The following is a 19,202-nucleotide window of genomic DNA, read 5'->3' as shown; positions in this document are numbered from 1 at the left end:
GTGCCCGCACGGTCAGAGCGAGAGCCACACCGTCGTGTCCGGCGGTACGGCGCCGTCTTCAAGCGGGCCGCTGGCGAGCAGGACCCGCGCGCCGTCGGGCAGCTCGACCGCCGCGGAGGACGCGTTGAGCAGGCAGCGGAAGCCGTCCTGCCGGTCGAAGCACACCGTCCCGGGCCCGGCGTCCACCCAGGTCAGCGTCTCCGGCAGGGGGACCAGACGTGCCCGGCGCAGCGAGAGCGCGGCGCGGTAGAGGCTCAGGACGGACTCCGGATCGTCCTGCTGCGCCGCCACGCTCAGCCCGGACCAGGACGCCGGCTGCGGCAGCCAGGAGGGTGCGGCCCCGTCCGGCGAGAAGCCGAGCGACGTGCCGGGACCGCCCCACGGCAACGGCACCCGGCAGCCGTCGCGGCCCCGGTCCGTACCTCCCGAGCGCACGTAGGTGGGGTCCTGGAGCAGTTCGTCGGGCAGGTCCTGCACCTCGGGGAGGCCCAGTTCGTCCCCCTGGTAGACGTAGACCCCACCGGGCAGGGAGAGGGTCAGCAGCGCGGCCGCCCTGGCCCGGCGGCGGCCGAGCACCGGGTCGCTCGGGTCGAGCAGCCGCTTGTCGCCCATGTCGAACGAGGTGTCCGCGCGGCCGTAGCGCGTGACGTGCCTGATCGTGTCGTGGTTGGACAGGACCCAGGTGGGCGGCGCTCCCACCGGTGCGAGGCCGGCGAAGGTCTCCTCGACGACCCGGCGGAGTGCGTCCGCGTCCCACGCGCAGCACAGGAACTCGAAGTTGAACGCCGAGTGGAGCTCGTCGGGCCGGAGGTAGCGCGCCGACTGCTCGGGGGTGGGCAGCCAGACCTCGCCGACGAAGGTGCGCTCGCCGTCGTAGGTGTCGAGGATCTTGCGCCAGGAGCGGTAGATGTCGTGGACCGCGTCGCAGTCCTGGTAGGGCAGGTCCGTGACGTCCGGGTCCGCTCCGACGTCGGGCAGGCCGGGCTTCTTCGCCAGACCGTGGGCGACATCGATGCGGAAGCCGTCGACGCCCCGGTCCAGCCAGAAGCGCAGGATGTCCTCGAACTCGGCACGTACCTCGGGGTGCTCCCAGTTCAGGTCCGGCTGTTCGGGGGCGAACATGTGGAGGTACCAGGGGCCCGGGCTGCCGTCCGCCTCGGTAACCCGCGTCCACGCGCTGCCGCCGAAGTAGGAGGTCCAGTCGTTGGGCGGGAGTTCGCCGTCCGCGCCGCGGCCCGGGACGAACCAGAAGCGCTCGCGCTCCGGCGATCCGGGGCCGGCGGCGAGCGCGGCCCTGAACCAGGCGTGCTGGTCGGAGCAGTGGTTGGGCACGAGGTCGACGATGACGCGCAGGCCGTGCCCGTGGGCCTCGGTGATGAGCAGTTCGGCTTCGGCGAGGGTGCCGAAACGCGGGTCGATGTCACGGTAGTCCGCGACGTCGTAGCCTCCGTCGGCCATCGGCGAGGTGTACCAGGGGGTGAACCACAGGGCGTCCACGCCGAGCTCGCGCAGGTAGGGGAGGCGGCTGCGGACGCCGGCGAGGTCGCCGGTGCCGTCTCCGTCGCCGTCCGCGAAACTGCGTACGTAGATCTGGTAGATCGCGGCGTGCCGCCACCAGTGGGTGGTCACTGAGACTCCTTGCTCGGTATATATGAGGTGGTGCGGGCCCGCAGGTCAGGGGCGGGCCCGCACCGGTCGGGCTACCAGCCGGTGTTGCCGGCGCCCCGGGTGATCGTGAAACCACCCGCACTGGAGAGTCCGCCGGCGACCGCGCCGTTCACGGTCACGCGGGAGAAGGTTCCCGCTCCCGCGGAGTTGATCTCGATGCCGTACGAACCGGCCTTGTCGATCCTGAGTCCGTCGACGGTGAGCGCGCTGACGTTCTTCTGCCACGAGACCAGCAGCCCGCTGTAGGTGCTGTCGAGGATCTCGTTGTCCTTGACCAGGACGGGCGCGGTGATGTCGGAGGAGTCGGCGTAGATCCAGAGGGCGCCGAGCTTGCTCTGCCAGTTGGGTTCGTAACCGCCTGTGCGGGTAAGGGTGTTGCGCTGCACGGACGTCGTCCCGCTGAAGGGCACCGGTGCGAAGCGGCTGCTGATGGCGATACCGGAGGAGCCGGTGACCGTGTCGGCCAGGATGTTGTCCTCGACCCGGTTGCCGTGGCCGCCGTAGATGCCGACGGTGTTGGCGAGCATCGGGAGCTGCACGGTGTTGAAGCGGAACGCGCTGTCGGTGACGGCCTGGGCCTCGGAGAACATCGCGAGTCCGTCGTCACCGGTGTTGCGGACGCTGCTCTGCGAGACTTCGGTCGCCCTGGTGCCCTTGTGGAGGTTGACGCCGTCCGCGAAGGTGTCGCGGATGCGGAGACCCGAGGCGTACAGACCGTTGGTCGGGGCGTCGATCCAGAGTCCGACCTTGGTGTGCTGGATCCAGATGTTCGTCAGGGTGGACCCGTTGCCGAAGTCGCCCTCGATCGCCGCGTCGAAGTTGGCGTCGTCACGGTAGGAGACGTCACCGGCGATCATCAGGTCCTGGACGTTGCTGGTGCCGCCGCGTCCGAAGAGCCCGCCCTTGCCGTTCCTGCCGCGCAGCACGGTGTGCCACTGGCCCGCGCCGCGCAGGTCGGCGCCGGCGAGGTCGACGTGCCCGGAGATGTCGTACGTACCGGCGGGCAGCCAGAGACCCTTGCCCTGGGACGTGGCCGTGCTCAGCGCCGTGTTCAGGGCGTTGGTGTCGTCGCCGGAGTCGTTCGGGGTGACGCCGAGCGTGGTAGCGGAGACGAAGCCGGTGGACGGCATGGTGAGCGCGGCGGGCGCGGCCTCGGTCTCGACGAGGTCCAGGGTGTAGGAGGCGGCGGTGTCGCCCGCGTCCTTCTGGAACTTCAGCACGGTGCCCGCCGGGAGCGTGCCGGTGAGCAGCGTCCTGGTCTCGTCGAAGAAGTGGTGGCCGGAGCTCTGGGACGGGTTGTTGGTGTAGGGGTAGCCGCCGTAGACCCAGCTGTACTTGGAGGTGAGGGGCAGGTCCCGGAGCTGGGTGCCGTCGGCGTAGACGCTGAGGGTGGTGTCGATGCCGGTGCCCGCCGCGTTGTCCGGGACGGAGTAGCGCAGGGTCAGGGCGTTGGCGGGCTTGGTCAGCGTGAACTGCACGTACTCGCCGGTGGCGTCCAGGACGACGGCCTTGCGGCCCGACGCCTCGGACGGCACGGTCAGGTAGGTGCGGTCGGGGCCGGTCGTGCCGGCGTTCGTGCTGCCGCTCTCCGCCTCGTAGGCCGTGTACGGCATGGTCGCGCCCCGGGTGCTGCTGGGCGTGGAGCCGGTGACCCCGATGCCGTCGAGCTGGAGGGTGCCGTTGTCCCCGGAGGCGGTCCGCAGGGTGAGGTGGTTGAGCGCGGCGCGCAGGGGCGCGTCGGTGGCGGCGCTCTTCCAGGCACCCCCGGTGCCGGGCAGCGTCAGCCGCCGGACGGTGGTGCCGTTGGCCAGCAGGGTGACGGTCGACGCGGTGGCGTCTGGGGTGCGGTAGCGCACGGTCACCGGGTACGTCGCGGCGCCGGGTGCGTTGACCGCGAATACGGCGCGGGCCCCGGTGGCGGTGAAGCCGGAGAGGTAGCCGCCGCCCTCGTAGCCGGTGACGGCGGTGGCCTTCGCCGGTCCGCCGGAGGCGAAGGCGTCCTCGGCCTGGTGGGTCAGGGTGGTGGGGCCGCCGGGGTCGGTCGGCGTGGTGGGTGTGGCCGGGGTGAGGCTGTCGATGTTGACGTTGCCGCTGTCGGCGCTGGTGAACGTCCAGGCGACGGTGTTGGCCCCCTTGGCGTACGTCACCGCCTCCTCCCGTGTGGCCCAGGTGTCCCAGTTCGCGGTGGGCGGCAGGCTGACCTGACGGACCTTGGCCCCGTTGACGTACAGGCTCAGCGTCATCGTGGCGCCGGTGCCGTTGGCGTACCGCAGCGTCACGGAACCGGCGCCGGCTTCGGCGGAGTTCACGCCGAAGGCGACGGAGGCGGAGCCCTTGTTGGCGTCGGTGAGGCCGCCCGCGAAGCCCGTGCCGGTGAAGCCCGTGTGGTCGGCGGCGACGGCGGCGCCGCCCGAGAGCTGCGCGGACTCCGCCTCCAGGGCACCGGCCGGGGTCGGGTCGCCCGTGCCCGCCGATGTGTCGGCGGTGCTGTTGTCGATGTTGACGTTGCCGCTGTCGGCGCTGGTGAACGTCCAGGCGACGGTGTTGGCGCCCTTGGCGTAGGTGACCGTCTCGCGTTGCGTGGCCCAGGTGTCCCAGTTCGCCGTGGGCGGCAGGCTGACCTGACGGACCTTGGCCCCGTTGACGTACAGGCTCAGCGTCATCGTGGCGCCGGTGCCGTTGGCGTACCGCAGCGTCACGGAACCGGCGCCGGCGGCCGGGGCGGTCACGCCGAAGGACACGGAGGCGGCGCCCTTGTGGGCGTCGGTGAAGCCGCCGACGAAACCGGATCCGGTGTAGCCGCTGTGCTCGGTGGAGACGGCGGCGCCCCCGGACAGCTGGGACGACTCGGCCTCCACGGTGACGGTGGCCGCCTGGGCGGCCCCCGCCCCGCAGAGCAGGGCGCCGAGCAGGGACGCGAGGACGGGGAACGTGAGCCGGACGGCGGCCCGGGAGCGCTTTCCTGGTACAGGAGACACGGCAGTGTGTCCTTCCCTTGGGGGCGGGTCAGCCCTTGAGGCTGCCCGCGGTGAGACCCGCGATGATGTGGCGCTGGAAGATCAGGAAGAGGACGAGCAGGGGGATGCTCGCCATGACCATCCCGGCCAGCAACTGGTTGGCCGGCATGAACTCGGAGAGCCGGTTGAGCGCGACGGTGATCGGCTGCTTCGCCTCGTCGGGGAGGACGAGCATGGGCCAGAGGAAGTCCTTCCAGACTCCGACGACCGCGAAGATCGACACGACGGCGAGCACCGGGCGGGAAAGCGGCAGGACCACGGACACCAGGACCCTGAGCGTGCCCGCTCCGTCGATCCGTGCGGAGTCCAGGAGTTCGGCGGGTATCTGGTCGAAGAACCGCTTGAGGATGAAGATGTTGAAGGCGTTGGCCGCGGCGGGCAGCCAGATCGCGAACGGGGTGTTGATCAGGTTGACGTGGAAGAGCGGCACGTCGACCACGGCCAGGTACGTCGGCACGAGCAGCGCCGACACCGGCAGCATCAGCGTCGCCAGCATCATGCCCAGGACGACGTTGCCGAGCACCGGCCGGAGCTTCGACAGGGCGTAGGCGGCGGACACGTCCACCAGCAGCTGCGTCAGCCAGGCGCCGAGAGCGAGCACCAGCGTGTTGAGGAAGAAGTGGCCGAGCCCGACGTTCGTCCAGGCGTCGGTGTAGCTCTCCGGGTGCCAGCTCTCCGGGAACAGGGTGGGGTTCGGGTCGGCCAGCTCGGAGGAGGACTTCAGCGCGCCCGACGTCATCCAGTAGAGGGGGAAGACGAAGGCGACGGTGAAGCCGGTCAGGGTCGCCGCGAGGACGAAGCGGTAGAGGAACCGCCCGGTGCGCCGGTTCATCTCGGCGGGAGCGATCAGTGTGCGTGCGGGGGTTTCGGCAGCCATGGCGGTACTCCCTCTCAGCCCTTGCTCCGGGTGAGGCGCAGATAGACGACGGAGAAGAGGCCGAGCACGGCGAAGAGCAGCGTGCTCATGGCGCTGGCCAGGCCGAAGTCGTTGTAGACGAAGGCGTAGCGGTAGAGGAGCAGGAGCACGGTGACGGTGGCGTCGTCGGGCCCGCCGCCGGTGAGGACGAAGGGTTCGACGAAGACCTGCATGGTGCCGATGACCTGGAGCAGCAGGGTGATCATCAGGATGAACCGCATCTGCGGGATCGTGACGTGCCACAGCCGCTGCCGGATCGACGCACCGTCCAGCTCGGCGGCCTCGTACAGCTCTCCGGGGATTCCGCCGAGCGCCGCCAGGTAGATCAGGGTGGTGGTGCCCATGTTGGCCCACGTCGAGACGAGGACCAGCGAGACCATGGCGAGGTTCTCCGACTCCAGCCACTGCTGGGCCGGCAGCTGGAGGACCTCCAGCGCGTTGTTGAACAGGCCCGGGCCTGGATCGTAGAAGCCCCGCCAGAGCAGCATGGTGACGATGGGGGGCAGCATGACCGGCAGGTAGACGGTCATGCGCAGATACGGCCGCCCGTGCCGCAGTTCGTTCAGGACGACCGCGGTGGCGAAGGGTGCCGCGAATCCGAGGACCAGGGCGAGCAGGGTGAAGTAGCCGGTGTTCTGCCAGGCGGTCAGGAACAGCGGGTCGTCGAACAGCCGCCGGAAGTTGTCCAGGCCCACCCAGCGGGCGGGTTCGGCGAAGGTGACCTGCTGGAAGCCGAGCAGGAAGCCGCGCACGATCGGGTACCAGGAGAAGAGCGCGAAGCACAGCACCCCGGCGGCCAGGAAGAGGTATGCGACCAGGGTCTCGCGGACGGCCCGGCGGAGCCGGGAGCTTCCGGCCCCGGCCTCCGCCCGCGTCCCGGCCGGGGGCCGGGGCGAAGGCGGGGGACCTTCTTCCGTGGTCTTCTCCGCGGCGGCGGAGAGCGGCTGGGCGGACATCGTCACTTCACCGAGGCGAGAACGACGTCGGCCTTCTTCGCGGCCTCGGCCAGCAGCGCGTCGATGTCCGCGTCCTCCTTGGTCAGCACCGACTGCATGACTCCGTCGAGGATCGTGTAGAGCTGCTGGGCGTTGGGCGGCTCGACCTTGGTCTCCACCTGGGCGTTCCGCTCGATGAACGGCCGGTAGTTCTCGACCGGGGTGTTGGCGTACTGGTCGTGGATCCGGTCGATCTCGGCCTGCGCCTCGCCGGCGAACAGCCGGGGCTGCGGCAGCCCGATCGGCACGCCCGTCTCCTTGGACCTCTTGCTGTCGACCGCTTCGCGCTCGGGGCTGCGCAGGTACTTCCACTGGACCCAGGTCAGCCCGGCCTTGATCTTCTCCGGTGAGGCCTTCGGGTTGAACATGAATCCGTCGCCGCCACCGAGGGTCGCGGTGCCGGGCAGCGCGGCCAGGCCGTACTCCTCGTACTCGCGCTCGAACTGCTTCACGATCGTGGGGATGTTGTCGGGTCCCGCCATGTACATCCCCAGCTTGCCGGAACCCATCATCTTCTGGACGTCGGCTATCTCCAGGAGCTGGCGGGTGCCCATGCTCCTGTCCGTCCAGCGCATGTCGTGCAGGGCGTCGAGCGCCTTGCGGCCGGCCTCGCTGTCGAAGGCGGCCTTCCAGCGGCCGTCCTGCTCCTTGGCCACCTCCCCGCCCATGGAGTAGATCCACGAGGTGAGGTGCCAGCCGCCCTGGTTGTTCTTGCTGTAGTCGGCGTATCCGACCGTGCCGTCACCGAGCGCGCTGATCCTCTTCGCCGCGGTGCGCACGTCCTCCCAGGTGGCCGGCGGCTTGTCGGGGTCGAGTCCGGCCTTGGTGAACAGCTCGCGGTTGTAGAGCAGGCCCATCGAGTAGTTGCCGGTGGGCAGGCCGTACGTCTTGCCCTCGGCGTCCTTGAAGACCTTCATCAGCGCCGGGTCGATGTCTCCGAAGTACGGCACGTCACCTACGTACTCGCTGATGTCGGCCGCCTGGCGGCGCTGGATCAGCCCGGCCGGGTCGGTGAAATAGACGTAGTAGACGTCCTCCAGCTGGCCGCCCGCGAGCTTGGCCGCGAAGGTCTTCGGATCCATCTGGCCCTCACGGGCGTCGATCCTGATCTTCGGGTGGCTCTTCTCGAAGGCCGCGACGTCCTCCATGAAGTTCTTGCGGTCGACGGCCTGCGTCTTGGCGGGCATGCCGTTCACGCTGATCGTGACCACCCCGTCCTTGTCCACGCCGGAGGGCGAGGAGCCGGAGCCGCCGCACGCCGTGAGCGCGAGGGCGAGGGCGGCGGCCGTCGCCGAGCCGAGAACCTGACGTCTGCTGATGCCTGGCATGCCAACCATGGGATTCGCGCCTTCCTCGGGGTCCGCTGCGGGGCTGTCGGACCCCGAGCACTGAGCTGCGCTGAAGGTAGAAGCCGGTTACGCAAGAAGTCAATGCATCAACGCAAGAAAGTAATCTCCACGGCTTGCGCAAGAAACACGGCCGGCCCCCGGCACCCCTCAGACCGGCCGCGCGGCGGTGGAGCCGCGGACGATCAGCTCGGTGTCGAACATCATGAGTTCGTTTGCGCCCGCATGGCCTTCGATCTGCGCCGCCAGCGAGGCCACGACCGCCGAGGCCATCGCCTGGATCGGCTGCCGCGCGGTGGTCAGCGGCGGGTCCGTGGCCACCATGAAGGGTGAGTCGTCGAACCCCACCACGGAGAGGTCCCGCGGCACGGACACCCCCTGCCGACGGGCGCCGCGGACCGCCCCGAGCGCCAGCGCGTCACTGGCGCAAACGATCCCTGTGACCCCTTCGGCCAGCAGGCGCGGCAGCGCGGTGGCACCCCCCTCCATGGTGAAGAGCGCGTGCACCACCAGGCGCCGCCAGTCGTCGGCGGCGACGCCCCGGCGGGCACAGAAGGCGGCGAAGCCGGCGAGCTTGCGGGCCGACGGGACGTGCCCGACCGGGCCGAGGACCATGCCGATCCGCTCGTGCCCCAGAGCCGCGAGGTGGGTCAGCGCCTGGTCGGCGGCGAGCGCGTCGTCCACGCGGACCTGGGCGACCCCGAGGTTCTCGTCGGCGGCGTTGATCAGCACCATCGGGATCCTGCGTTCGCGCAGCGCACGGCCGTGTTCCGGCCCCGCGTCGGCGTAGCTGGCCCCGATGAAGACGATGCCGCCGATGTTCTGCTGGAGCAGCATCTCGATGTAGTGCGCCTCGGAGACGCCGTCGGCGGTCCTGGTGCACAGCACGGGTATGAGGCCGCGCTTGTTCAGCAGTCCGCACAGCGCCTCGGCGAAGGCCGAGAAGATCGGATTCTGCAGGTCGGGCACCACCAGGCCGATGAGGGCGGCCCGGTCGGCCCGGTACCGGCGGGGCCTTTCGATCCCGCACACGTCGAGCGCGCTGAGCACCGCCTCGCGGGTCGCGCTCGCCACGTCGGGGCTGCCGTTCAGGACGCGACTGACCGTCGCCTCACTGACACCCGCGTACTCGGCCACTTGAGAGAGTCGTCGTTTCGCCACGGAGCTCACCCTACAAAGCGCTACGCAAAAATGAAGATCACTTACGAAAAAAATCGACGAACTTGCCGAAGCGGGACGCGACGGGGTCCGGGCAGGCGTCGATACGGGGCACGGAGGAGGTGGGTCCAGCCGGTGCGGGGTCCGGGAGCTCCTTCACGCCCATCGGCGAGGCGACCGGGGGCGCGTGTCATCAGCACCCCTTTCGGCCAGGTATTATTTTCGAGTCAGCCGGCGCCGTTAGCTCAGTTGGTTAGAGCAGCTGACTCTTAATCAGCGGGTCCGGGGTTCGAGTCCCTGACGGCGCACAGACACCACATTGGGCGGTCTCCCTCCGAGGAGACCGCCCAATGTGCGTCGTACCGGATCAGAACTGCACGTCGGAGCACGCGTAGAACGCGTTGCCGGTGTCCGCGATGTTCCACACCGCCAGGATGATGTGCTTGCCGGACTTCTGGGTCGGCATGGATCCCTGGTGGGTCAGCGTCGCCGGCGGCTGCTGGTTCCCGTACGGCACCGTCATGAAGGGCTGCGATTCCAGGGCGGCCCTGGTGAGCGGCTTGGTGGGGTCCCAGCCGTTCTTGGTGATGTAGTACCGGAAGTCGGTCGTGGAGTGGCGGGCCGTGAACTGCCAGCGGAAGCTGTAGCCCTGCCCGGAGGTGACCCTGGTGGCGGGCCAGCCGCCACCGCGCGGGTCGTCGAGCTGGGCGAACTGGCCGAGCCCGCCGGAACATATCTTGCCGTCCGCCGGCCCTGCCGCCGGGAAGCCCTTGGGGCCTTCGACGCTCTGCGGCTCCCACTGGATGTTGCCGCAGTTGGTGACGGTGCCGTTGGCGCAGAGCTTCTGCCGGCTGATGGGTGTGTCCGTGTACCCGTGGCTGCTCGCACTGCCGGTCGCGAGCATGGAGACGCCCGCTATCGCCAGGCCGATGACGGCCGCGCTTGCCCTTTTCCGCATGCTGTGTCGCTCCTCGAGAACGTGGGGGATGTTCTGGGGATGATCCGAGCTGTGCCGCGCGCATCACTTTTGCGGTCTAGACCAAGTCCAGATTATTGACATGCCATGGACATGTCCAGACCAATGTGAGCCGGGTTTGGGCGCGAATCGAGGAGCGCGCGGATGCGGTCAGGCGCCCTCGCCGCCGCCGCGGCCGGTGTAGAAGGCCACCGTCAGATCCCTGACCAGCGCCTTGTGTTCATAAGCGTCCAGTTCGACGATGCCCCGGGCGGTCAGCCGGCCGACGGTGTCGTCCACCGCGTCGACGACCGAGGTGAGGACGCCGTCGCGGTGCTTCGCGTCGATGGCCGCCACCCGGCACCGCTGCATCGCGGCCGCGACCTCGGGGGCGTACTCGATCCCGGTCGGCTGGGCCGAGTACACCTCGACGCCCACGGGCTCGCAGTCCGCCCTCAGCACACGGGTCAGCGCGTCGCCCACCGCCTCCGCGTCACGCAGGGTGCGGGTGTCCTCGTGGAACGCGTCGGCCGGGAGCTGCGAGAGCACCCGCGCCAGCGCCGCCTCCACCTGGTCGCGCAGATAACGCTCGTGGTCGGCGACGCCGAGCGCGGCACGCACCGTGTCCTTCACCCGCCAGACGACGAGGACGACGACCCGCAGCGCGGTGCCGCTCGCGTCCACGGCGGGCAGCGGCTCGCTGCGCCAGTGCCGCAGGCGTACGTCGACGCGGCGCCGCAGCAGGAGCGGGGAGATCCAGAGGAGTCCGGTCCGCCGTACGGTGCCCCGGTAGTCCCCGAAGAGCGTCAGCACCGAGGCGTGCCCGACCCGCCCCCGCCCGAGGCCCCCGAGTGCGAGGAGCACCAGAGTCACCAGCAGGGCGATCAGCGCCCAGGCCCCGGTGCCCATACCGGCGTACGGGCGCGCTCCGATCCCGAGCCGGCCGGGCACGGCGGCCGGGAGTGCGCCGTGCCACCACAGCACGGCGAGTCCTGCTGCGGTGCCGGCCGCGGCGGTGAGCAGCGCCGCCCAGCCGGGCAGCGCGGGCCCGGGCCGCTCGGCGAGCCGGGGGTCGGCGAGCGGTGCGGGCCGGCCGGGCCTGCGCGTCTGCGGCGAGCGCGGCATCGGGGGGCGCCGTGCACCGGCCCGCTGCGTGCCGGCCCCCGCGCCGGACCCGCCGCCGTGGTCCTCGTCGCGGAAGAGCAGGTGGACGGGGATGGGCGCGGTCGTCTCGGTACTGATGACGGGGTGCCGGCGCCCGGCACCCCACCAGGCGACGGGGTCGGCGGCCCCGACGGTCATGGTCACCGGAGCGCGGGCCTCCTCGCGCGCCGGGGCCACGCCCACGGACGGCGGGACCGCGTCACCGGACGACACGTGCGTGCCCTCGGGAGGCCGGGCCGTGCCCGTGGAGAGCGCGGGCGCGTACTCCGGCAGCAGGGTCGTGTCGGCGTCCGACGCCGCGTCCGCCACCTCGGCCTCGGCCTCGGCAGGCTCCAGCGCGGCCTCCGCCGCCGGAGCGGCTTCGCGGGTCACCGCGTCGGGGGCGGACAACGGTGCGGCGTCCAGGGCGTCCGCCTCCGCGAGGGTCACCGGCCCGGCTCCCAGGTCCTTGTCGAGCACAGGCTCGGCCCGCGCCACGGCGACGGCGTCCAGGTCGTCGACGGCACCCCGGCCGAGCGCGGGCCCGAAGTCCGGCGCGGAACCGAAGTCCGGCGCGGAACCGAAGTCCGGCGCGGGCCCGAGGTCCGGCGCGGGTCCGAGGTCCGGCGCGGGTCCGAGGTCGATCACCGGCACCGCGTCCACCACCGGGACGGAATCCGCCACCGGGGACGCGTCCAGAACCGGCACGACCGCCTCGGCCGCATCCTGCGCGCCTCCGGCCTCGCACACCGGGTCCGGGTCCGGGATCGGCGCCGGGTCCGGGTCCGGGTCCGGGTCCGGGTCCGGCGAAGGCCGGATCCCCCAGGCGGGCTTCGGCTCGTCCACCTGCGCCGCGCCCCACCTGGGCAGCGGCTCCCCCACCGCTCCCCACCTCGGCTTCGGACGCGCGGGCGGCTCGTCCGCCGCGTCTGCCGCACGGGCCCGCACCGGCCCGGTGCCCCACGCGGGCTTCGCCATCGGTACCGGCTCGCGGACCGGCTCGCGTGCGTACTCCCGGACCGGCTCACGTGCGTACGCGTCGTCCGTGGCCGGCAGGAGGTCGAGCGCGGGCCCGAGGTCGAGCGGGGCGCCGCCCGACGCCCTGCCCACCCCGGCCACCGCGTCCAGTGCGGGGCCCAGGTCGGCCGGGATGTCCTCGATGTCCACCGCCGTGTAGCCGGCGTCACCCGGGTCCGTACCGGCCCAGGTGGACTCCGGCACGTCCGGCACGTCCTGCACGTCCGGCACGTCCGGCGCGCCCTGCGTCTCCCGTACCTGTTCCGGCACGGGTGCCGACGCGGGGGCGGAGTCCTGCGCCGCTGCCGCCGCGCCGAAGGACTCGTCCCCCGTGACCGGCAGGCCGTCGGCCCCCGCGCCGTCCTCCGCAGGCCGGGCGCCGTCCGTCGTGCCGGACGCCGCGTCACCCGCGCCGGGTCCGGGCACGACGGCCCGTGGACCCCTCTCTCCCAGCTCGTCCCACTCGCCCCGTACGTTCTCCGTGGATCGCATTCCCGCCTCCGTCATGTCCGTTCCGTCACCTGAGCCGTCACGCGAAGAGCCGGCGCCATGTCTCCGGCCCCGGGTAACCGTCCGCCGCGCCGCCGCTCCAGCCCTGGGCCCGCTGGAAGGCCTCGACGTTGCGGCGGTCCGCCTCCGTCCAGTCCGGCCCGGGGCCCGTCGCGTAGTGCTTGCCGTATCCCTTCTCCACCAGGCGTGTGCCGAGCTTCTGGACGTGGGCGCTGGACCGGCCGGGGGCGAAGAAGCTCCGGCCGGGGTACGCCTCGGTCCCGCTGGGGCTGCCGCCGGCTCCGGCGGCGGGGATCCGCTTGCCCGTTCCGGCGACCAGCAGCCGCCAGGTGTGCGGGCCGGGGAGTCCGTCGGCCTCCTTGCCCTTCCACCCCTGCGCCAGCTGGAACGCCTGCGTCGCCCGCTTGTCCGCGTCGCTCCAGCGCGGTCCCGCGCCCTGCGTGTAGAAGCGCTTGCCGCCCTGGGCGATGAGCAGGGTGCCGAGCCGGGTCACGTGGGCGTTGTCGGCGCCCGGGCCGAACTTCTCCGCCCCGGGGAACGCGGTCGCCGACCCGGCGCCGACGACGCCCTTGTAGCGGTAGGCGACGTACTTGGAGGAGTTGCTCCAGTACGCCATCGGCGTCGTCGCCTTCCGCGCGTTCGGGCGCGTCAGCTCGTAGGCGAGGTAGTGGCTGTGCGTGTGGTCGCTCCAGCCGCCGAAGACCGTGACGTGGGAGCCGACCGCGGGGTCCGCCAGGTTGTGGAAGAGGAGGATGTCGCCGGGCTGCAGATCGGCCCGGGCGATCTTCGTGCCGAAGGTGGCGAGGCTGCCGGTCCATTCGTTGCTGCCGAGGTTCCAGACCATCGACACGAATCCGGAGCAGTCCTGCCGGTACCCGTCCGACCAGTACGCCGCCATGTCGTACGGGACCTTCGCGGTCACCCACTTCTTGGCCCGGTTGATGATGTCGGCGCGGGTCGTCGTGCGCTGGGCCGTGCCGGGGGTGGACGGCGGTCCCGGGGTCCCGCCGCTGTTCAGGGGCCCCACCGATCCCTGCGGGGTGACCGGCTGCGGGTCGGCCGGCGTGCCGGCCCGGGTGTCCCGTCCGGCGGCGGCCGCTGCCGCCCCGTCCGCCCCGCAGGACAGGACCATGCCCGCCGCGGTGACGAGCACCAGCGCTCGCCGCACACCGTGCGCCGCGGGGTGGCCCCCGTGGCGCACGGGCAGCGCGACGGCCTCACGCCGTCCCTGCGCGCATCCTGCGCATCCGCAGTCGGCGGCGGGTTCGTACTCCTCGAAGACCGGCACAGTCATGCGCCCACTCCTCTTCCCTCGGCAGCCGTCCAGAACTTCCGCGACTCAACTTTCCCGGCATAACTCATGTTGACGGACTAAAGGGACAAAACGACCATGCGACAGGCCGGGCGGACGGGATTTGGTCAGGAGCACCCCCGCTCATCGGGTAAAGTTCTCCAGGTCAGCAGGCGCCGTTAGCTCAGTTGGTTAGAGCAGCTGACTCTTAATCAGCGGGTCCGGGGTTCGAGTCCCTGACGGCGCACGCAACAGCAAGGCCCCTTCACTCCGAGTGAAGGGGCCTTGCTCGTGTTCGACCCCGGCGCGGAAGCGCCCCCGGGGCGCCTTGGGCCACCCCCGTGCGCCCCCCTGGCGCTAATCCGCAAATCGTATGTATGGCTGGCAAACAGCCCTTTTCCTCCTTGCCTTCACGCTTCGCTCTCGGACAGCCTGACCGGGTGCCGTCAGGGGGGCCGCGAATCCCGGACGGGTGATCGAGGGGCGGTCTTCTCGCGGGACGAGGACCCCGCTCGTGTACGAACAGGCACGAATCGCGCAGGAATCCTGCGCGCAGGGGGATGACCATGACGTCGACGCCGTCAGGCGACCGGCAGCACCGCGACCACCACGACCCTTCCGCGACCATCCGGCTGCGCGTGCCTCCGCAGCCGCGCCCCGGAGGGCGGGGACAGCGGCAGAAGCCGCTGCCGCGCTACGACTACGAGCACTACAGCCGGCTCGCCGGGCCTCTGACCGAGCCGGAGGCCGACCTTCCGTACACGGTGCGTTACCGCTCGCTCCTCTCGCAGGAGACCCACCGGATACGCGCGGCCCTGCTGCTCGGCGCCGCCCCGCTCGTCTCGCTCGGCCTCTTCGTCTGGCTCATGCAGCCCGAGCACTGGACGAAGCGCGACCCGAACCTCCGTGACGACACCCTGCTCGTCCTCGACGTCGTGATGCTGGTGTCGATCGGCCTCATCGAGCTCTTCCGCACGATGAACGTCCTGTCGAACGCACACGCGACCCTCGTGGCCCGCGACCCGGTCCCGGTGGTGCCCGAGAGCGGCACGCGGGTCGCCTTCCTGACGTCCTTCGTCCCGGGCAAGGAGCCCCTGGAGATGGTGACGAGGACGCTCGAAGCGGCCGTCCTGATCCGGCACCGCGGACCGATGGACGTCTGGCTGCTGGACGAGGGCGACGACCCGGCGGTCAAGGAGGTCTGCGCCCGGCTCGGGGTGCGCCACTTCTCCCGCAAGGGAGTGGCGCGCTGGAACCAGGCCGCGGGCCCGCACCGCGCGAAGACGAAGCACGGCAACTACAACGCCTGGCTCGACGCCCACGGCGACGCCTACGACTTCTTCGCCTCGGTGGACACCGACCACGTGCCGCTGCCCAACTACCTGGAGCGGATGCTCGGTTACTTCCGCGACCCGGACATCGGCTTCGTCATAGGCCCGCAGGTCTACGGCAACTACGACACGTTCGTCACGAAGGCCGCCGAGTCGCAGCAGTTCCTCTTCCACGCCCTGATCCAGCGAGCCGGGAACCGCTACGGCGCCCCCATGTTCGTCGGCACGAGCAACGCGGTCCGGATCAGTGCCCTCAGGCAGATCGGCGGCCTCTACGACTCGATCACCGAGGACATGGCCACGGGCTTCGAGATCCACCGCCACCGCAACCCCCTGACCGGCAGGAAGTGGCGCTCGGTCTACACCCCCGACGTCCTGGCCGTCGGCGAGGGGCCGACGGCGTGGACGGACTTCTTCACCCAGCAGCTGCGCTGGTCCCGGGGTACCTACGAGACGATCCTCAAGCAGTACTGGAAGGGCTGGTTCTCACTGCCGGCGGGCAAGCTCTTCAACTACACGATGATGATCATCTTCTATCCGATGTCGGCCCTGAACTGGATCCTCGCCGCCGTGAGCTGCGCCCTCTTCCTCGGTATGGGTGCCTCGGGCGTGCAGATCGACCCGGTGATCTGGATGATGCTGTACGGCAACGCGTCGGCCCTCCAGATCGGGCTCTACGTCTGGAACCGCCGCCACAACGTCTCGCCGCACGAACCCGAGGGCTCCGGCGGCCTGGCCGGCATGCTGATGTCCGCCCTCTCCGCCCCGGTCTACGCCCGTTCCCTGATGGACGCGGTGCTGCGGCGCGGGAGTTCGTTCGTGGTGACGCCGAAGGGCGACTCCTCCAGCCCGGACACCCTCTTCGGCACCTTCCGCATCCACCTGTTCTTCCTCGCGGTCTTCGGCGGTTCGATCGCCGCCTCCTTCGTCCTCGGGCACAGCCACCCGGCGATGCTCACCTGGGCCTGCCTGGCCCTGCTGATCACCGCCGCTCCGATCGCCGGCTGGCGGCACACGGTCCGCGCGGAGCGGAGAAGGCGACGGAGCGGGCCGCCCGCACCGCCCTCCGGACCCATGCCGTCCGGGCAGCCGCCGGCTGCGGACGACGACCGGACCACGCAGATCGCCCTTGGGGGACGTCACCGATGAAGTACCGCCCGAACCGCCGCACCCGCCGCCTGGCGATCGGATCGGCGGTGGTCCTCGCGCTCGCCGCGACGAACGGCCCGTGGCTGCACCGCTTCGGCACCGAGCGCTACCGCGCCTACGCGGTCGACAGGCCGGACTACAAGGCGGCGAACGGCCACTGGGACTTCCTGGACGTCCCCGCCGAGTACCGCGTCAACACGATCCACGCGGCACTGCTGCACACCGGCAAGGTGCTCCTCGTCGCCGGCTCCGGCAACAACCGGAAGAACTTCGACGCGAAGTCCTTCCGTTCGGTGCTGTGGGACCCGGAGGGGAACACCTTCAAGGACATCCCGACGCCGAAGGACATGTTCTGCGCGGGCCACACCCAGCTGCCGGACGGGAAGCTGCTCATAGCCGGCGGCACGAAGCGGTACGAGAAGCTGGAGGGCGACGTCACCAAGGCCGGAGGCCTGATGATCGTCCACAACGAGGACCCGGACAAGCCGGTCACGGTGCCCGCGGGCACCCGCTTCACCGGCAGGGGCAACGGCAGGACCTTCGTGTCCAAGGACCCGGTGCTGGTGGAGAGGGCCAGAAAGGTCTTCGACAAGCGGACCGGCGCCTTCGTCCGCACCGAACCCGGTCTCGGCAGGATCTACGTCGAGGCCCGGAAGTCCGGCACGCAGTACGGCACGGGCGCCGAGGACAACTACCGGATCTCCGGGCTCTCCGGCTCCGACGCACGCAACGTGTACGGGATCGCGCAGAAGCTGGCCCTCGACAAGAAGGACTTCCAGGGCATCAGGGAGGCCTTCGAGTTCGACCCGGTCGCCGAGAGGTACATCGCCGTCGACCCCATGAAGGAGGCCCGCTGGTACCCGACGCTCACGACCCTGGCGGACGGCAGGGTCCTCTCCCTCTCCGGTCTGGACGAGATCGGCCAGATCGTGCCGGGCAAGGACGAGGTCTACGACCCGGAGACAGGGAAGTGGGCGTACACGGGCGTGGTCCGGAGGTTCCCCACCTACCCCGCGGTCTTCCTCATGAGCAACGGAAAGCTCTTCTACTCCGGGTCGAACGCCGGCTACGGCCCCGCCGACGTGGGCCGCGATCCGGGGGTGTGGGACCTGGAGTCCAACACCTTCGAGAAGATCCCGGGGCTCGGCGACCCGGACCGGATGGAGACCTCGGCGACCGTGCGGCTGGCTCCCGCGCAGGACGAGAGGTACCTGGTGATCGGCGGCGGCGGCGTCGGTGAGTCACGGCGGTCCAGCGAGAAGTCACGGCTGGTCGACCTGACGGAGGAACACCCGCGCTTCAGGGACGGCGCCCCGCTCGGTGAGGGCACCCGCTACCCCAGCGCCTCCCTGCTCCCCGACGATTCGCTGCTGGTCACCGGCGGCTCCAACGACTACCGCGGGCGCGGTGGTTCGGACGTCCTGCAGGCCAGGCTGTACGACGCACGGTCGGACTCCTACCGGCGTGTCGCGGACCCGGCGGTGGGCCGCAACTACCACTCGGGGTCCGTGCTGCTGCCGGACGGCCGGGTCATGATCTTCGGCTCCGACCCGCTGTACGCGGACCGGGCCGGCACGCGGCCGGGCACCTTCGAGCAGCGCATCGAGATCTACACGCCGCCGTACCTCTACCGGGACGGCCGGCCGGAGCTGACGGCGGGGCCCGCGCGCATCGACCGGGGCGGCAAGGGGCTGTTCACGACGCGTCACGCCTCGTCGATCACCTCGGCGAAGCTGATGCGCCCCGGGGCCGTCACGCACGTCACGGACACGGACCAGCGGTCGATCGCGCTGGGCCTGGAGAAGTCCGGCGACAGCATCACCGTGACGGTCCCCGGCAACCGGGCGCTGGTCCCTTCCGGCTGGTACATGCTCTTCGTCACCGACGCCGACGGCACGCCGTCGGAGGGCATGTGGGTCGAGGTCCCCTGACACCCCGCTAGGCGCGGTCCGGCCCCGGCTCGGCGTGGCTCCCGGAGGGCGGTTTCGTGAAGAGCACGTCGCGGGCCTGCTCGGCGGCGCGCGTGATGCTCTCGGACACGAAGTCCATGAAGCGGGCCACGTTTTCGAGGCGGGTACCGGCCTCCGTGTCGGGACCGAGGACCCCCACGCCCTGGCGCGCGGTCGCGATGAGCTGCTGGGTCGCGCGGGCGCTGGCCATCATCGACTGGAACCAGACGTCGTTGTCGACGCTGTAGCGCTCCCGGCGGCGTTCGTCGCGCTCCCGGCGGACGAGGCCCTGGCTGTCGAGGAACGCTATCGCCTTGGAGACGGATGCCGGGCTGACCTGCAGGCGTTCGACGAGTTCCGACGCCGTGAGGGTGCCGGAGTCGGTGATGGTGAGGGCGGCCAGCACCCGGGCCATCATCTTCGGCACGCCCGACTGTATGAGGACGGTGGTGTACGACTCCTCGAACGCACGCACCTCCTCGGCGTCCCGCCCCGGGGCCACGGGTGTCGCCGCCGGGTCCCGGTGCGCGGCCTGTTTGCGCCGCTGCGAGCGGTGTTCGGTGGCGCGGTGGGCGGCGTCGGCGCGGTAGGCGGCCGGTCCTCCGTTGCGCATGACCTCGCGCGTGATCGTCGAGGTGGGGCGGTCGAGGCCCCGGGCGATCTCCGCGTAGGGGAGGTCGTCCGCCAGTCCCAGCGCGATCTGCCGGCGTTCCTGCTGGGTGAGCCTGCCTCCCGGCATCGGGGGTCTCCTTCGTGG

At 70.9% G+C, this 19,202-nt stretch carries 12 protein-coding genes and 2 tRNA genes; 4 read left to right on the top strand and 10 right to left on the bottom strand.

Going from position 1 to position 19,202, the window contains the following annotated elements:
• Nucleotides 1–12 precede the first annotated feature (12 nt).
• The 6 genes from ACFYY2_RS20485 to ACFYY2_RS20460 all read right to left on the bottom strand — a co-directional run bounded on the left by ACFYY2_RS20485 (nucleotide 13) and on the right by ACFYY2_RS20460 (nucleotide 9,103).
• Complete coding sequence (locus tag ACFYY2_RS20485; protein WP_388744823.1) at nucleotides 13–1,629, bottom strand: glycoside hydrolase family 13 protein; 1,617 nt, start codon at nucleotides 1,627–1,629, stop codon at nucleotides 13–15.
• A 71-nt stretch (nucleotides 1,630–1,700) separates the two neighbouring features.
• Complete coding sequence (locus ACFYY2_RS20480) at nucleotides 1,701–4,646, bottom strand: carbohydrate-binding protein (protein WP_388744821.1); 2,946 nt, start codon at nucleotides 4,644–4,646, stop codon at nucleotides 1,701–1,703.
• A 28-nt stretch (nucleotides 4,647–4,674) separates the two neighbouring features.
• The gene (locus ACFYY2_RS20475; RefSeq protein ID WP_388744819.1) at nucleotides 4,675–5,562 is read right to left on the bottom strand and encodes a carbohydrate ABC transporter permease; all 888 of its coding nucleotides are present in this window, start codon (nucleotides 5,560–5,562) and stop codon (nucleotides 4,675–4,677) included.
• A gap of 14 nt (nucleotides 5,563–5,576) precedes the next feature.
• A complete protein-coding gene (locus ACFYY2_RS20470) occupies nucleotides 5,577–6,557 on the bottom strand; it encodes a carbohydrate ABC transporter permease (protein WP_388745084.1) in 981 nt (326 codons plus the stop codon).
• Nucleotides 6,558–6,559: 2 nt separating this feature from the next.
• Nucleotides 6,560–7,924, bottom strand: coding sequence for an extracellular solute-binding protein (locus tag ACFYY2_RS20465; protein ID WP_388744817.1), 1,365 nt, complete (start codon nucleotides 7,922–7,924; stop codon nucleotides 6,560–6,562).
• A 168-nt stretch (nucleotides 7,925–8,092) separates the two neighbouring features.
• Complete coding sequence (locus tag ACFYY2_RS20460; RefSeq protein ID WP_388744815.1) at nucleotides 8,093–9,103, bottom strand: LacI family DNA-binding transcriptional regulator; 1,011 nt, start codon at nucleotides 9,101–9,103, stop codon at nucleotides 8,093–8,095.
• A gap of 231 nt (nucleotides 9,104–9,334) precedes the next feature.
• Here ACFYY2_RS20460 and ACFYY2_RS20455 point away from each other — a divergent pair.
• Nucleotides 9,335–9,408, top strand: a tRNA-Lys gene (locus tag ACFYY2_RS20455).
• Between the two features lie 59 nt (nucleotides 9,409–9,467).
• Here ACFYY2_RS20455 and ACFYY2_RS20450 read toward each other — a convergent pair.
• The 3 genes from ACFYY2_RS20450 to ACFYY2_RS20440 form a co-directional block, all read right to left on the bottom strand.
• Nucleotides 9,468–10,058 (bottom strand): lytic polysaccharide monooxygenase, encoded by a 591-nt coding sequence (locus ACFYY2_RS20450; RefSeq protein WP_388744813.1) that lies wholly within the window; start codon nucleotides 10,056–10,058, stop codon nucleotides 9,468–9,470.
• 168 nt (nucleotides 10,059–10,226) lie between these two features.
• A complete protein-coding gene (locus ACFYY2_RS20445; protein ID WP_388745082.1) occupies nucleotides 10,227–12,176 on the bottom strand; it encodes an SPFH domain-containing protein in 1,950 nt (649 codons plus the stop codon).
• A gap of 568 nt (nucleotides 12,177–12,744) precedes the next feature.
• Nucleotides 12,745–14,019, bottom strand: coding sequence for a peptidoglycan-binding protein (locus ACFYY2_RS20440; protein WP_388744811.1), 1,275 nt, complete (start codon nucleotides 14,017–14,019; stop codon nucleotides 12,745–12,747).
• A 170-nt stretch (nucleotides 14,020–14,189) separates the two neighbouring features.
• On the opposite strand from ACFYY2_RS20440, the gene ACFYY2_RS20435 reads away from it, so the two are divergent.
• From ACFYY2_RS20435 to ACFYY2_RS20425, 3 genes are all read left to right on the top strand, one after another.
• Nucleotides 14,190–14,263: transfer RNA gene (locus ACFYY2_RS20435), tRNA-Lys, on the top strand.
• Between the two features lie 319 nt (nucleotides 14,264–14,582).
• Nucleotides 14,583–16,496: a glycosyltransferase family 2 protein gene (locus ACFYY2_RS20430; protein ID WP_388744809.1), complete on the top strand. Its 1,914-nt coding sequence runs from the start codon at nucleotides 14,583–14,585 to the stop codon at nucleotides 16,494–16,496.
• Nucleotides 16,493–18,427 carry a galactose oxidase-like domain-containing protein gene (locus ACFYY2_RS20425; RefSeq protein WP_388744806.1) on the top strand — a complete coding sequence of 645 codons (1,935 nt, stop codon included), beginning with the start codon at nucleotides 16,493–16,495 and terminating at the stop codon, nucleotides 18,425–18,427. Before ACFYY2_RS20430 ends, ACFYY2_RS20425 begins: the two co-directional genes overlap by 4 nt.
• A gap of 7 nt (nucleotides 18,428–18,434) precedes the next feature.
• On the opposite strand, the gene ACFYY2_RS20420 is transcribed toward ACFYY2_RS20425, so the two are convergent.
• A complete protein-coding gene (locus tag ACFYY2_RS20420) occupies nucleotides 18,435–19,184 on the bottom strand; it encodes a helix-turn-helix domain-containing protein (RefSeq protein WP_388744803.1) in 750 nt (249 codons plus the stop codon).
• Nucleotides 19,185–19,202 lie beyond the last annotated feature (18 nt).

The sequence above is a fragment of the Streptomyces sp. NPDC001822 genome, assembly GCF_042892135.1.
GTDB lineage: Bacteria > Actinomycetota > Actinomycetes > Streptomycetales > Streptomycetaceae > Streptomyces.
Note: the sequence above shows the minus strand (reverse complement) of the source record. Positions and strands in the feature narration are given on the sequence as shown.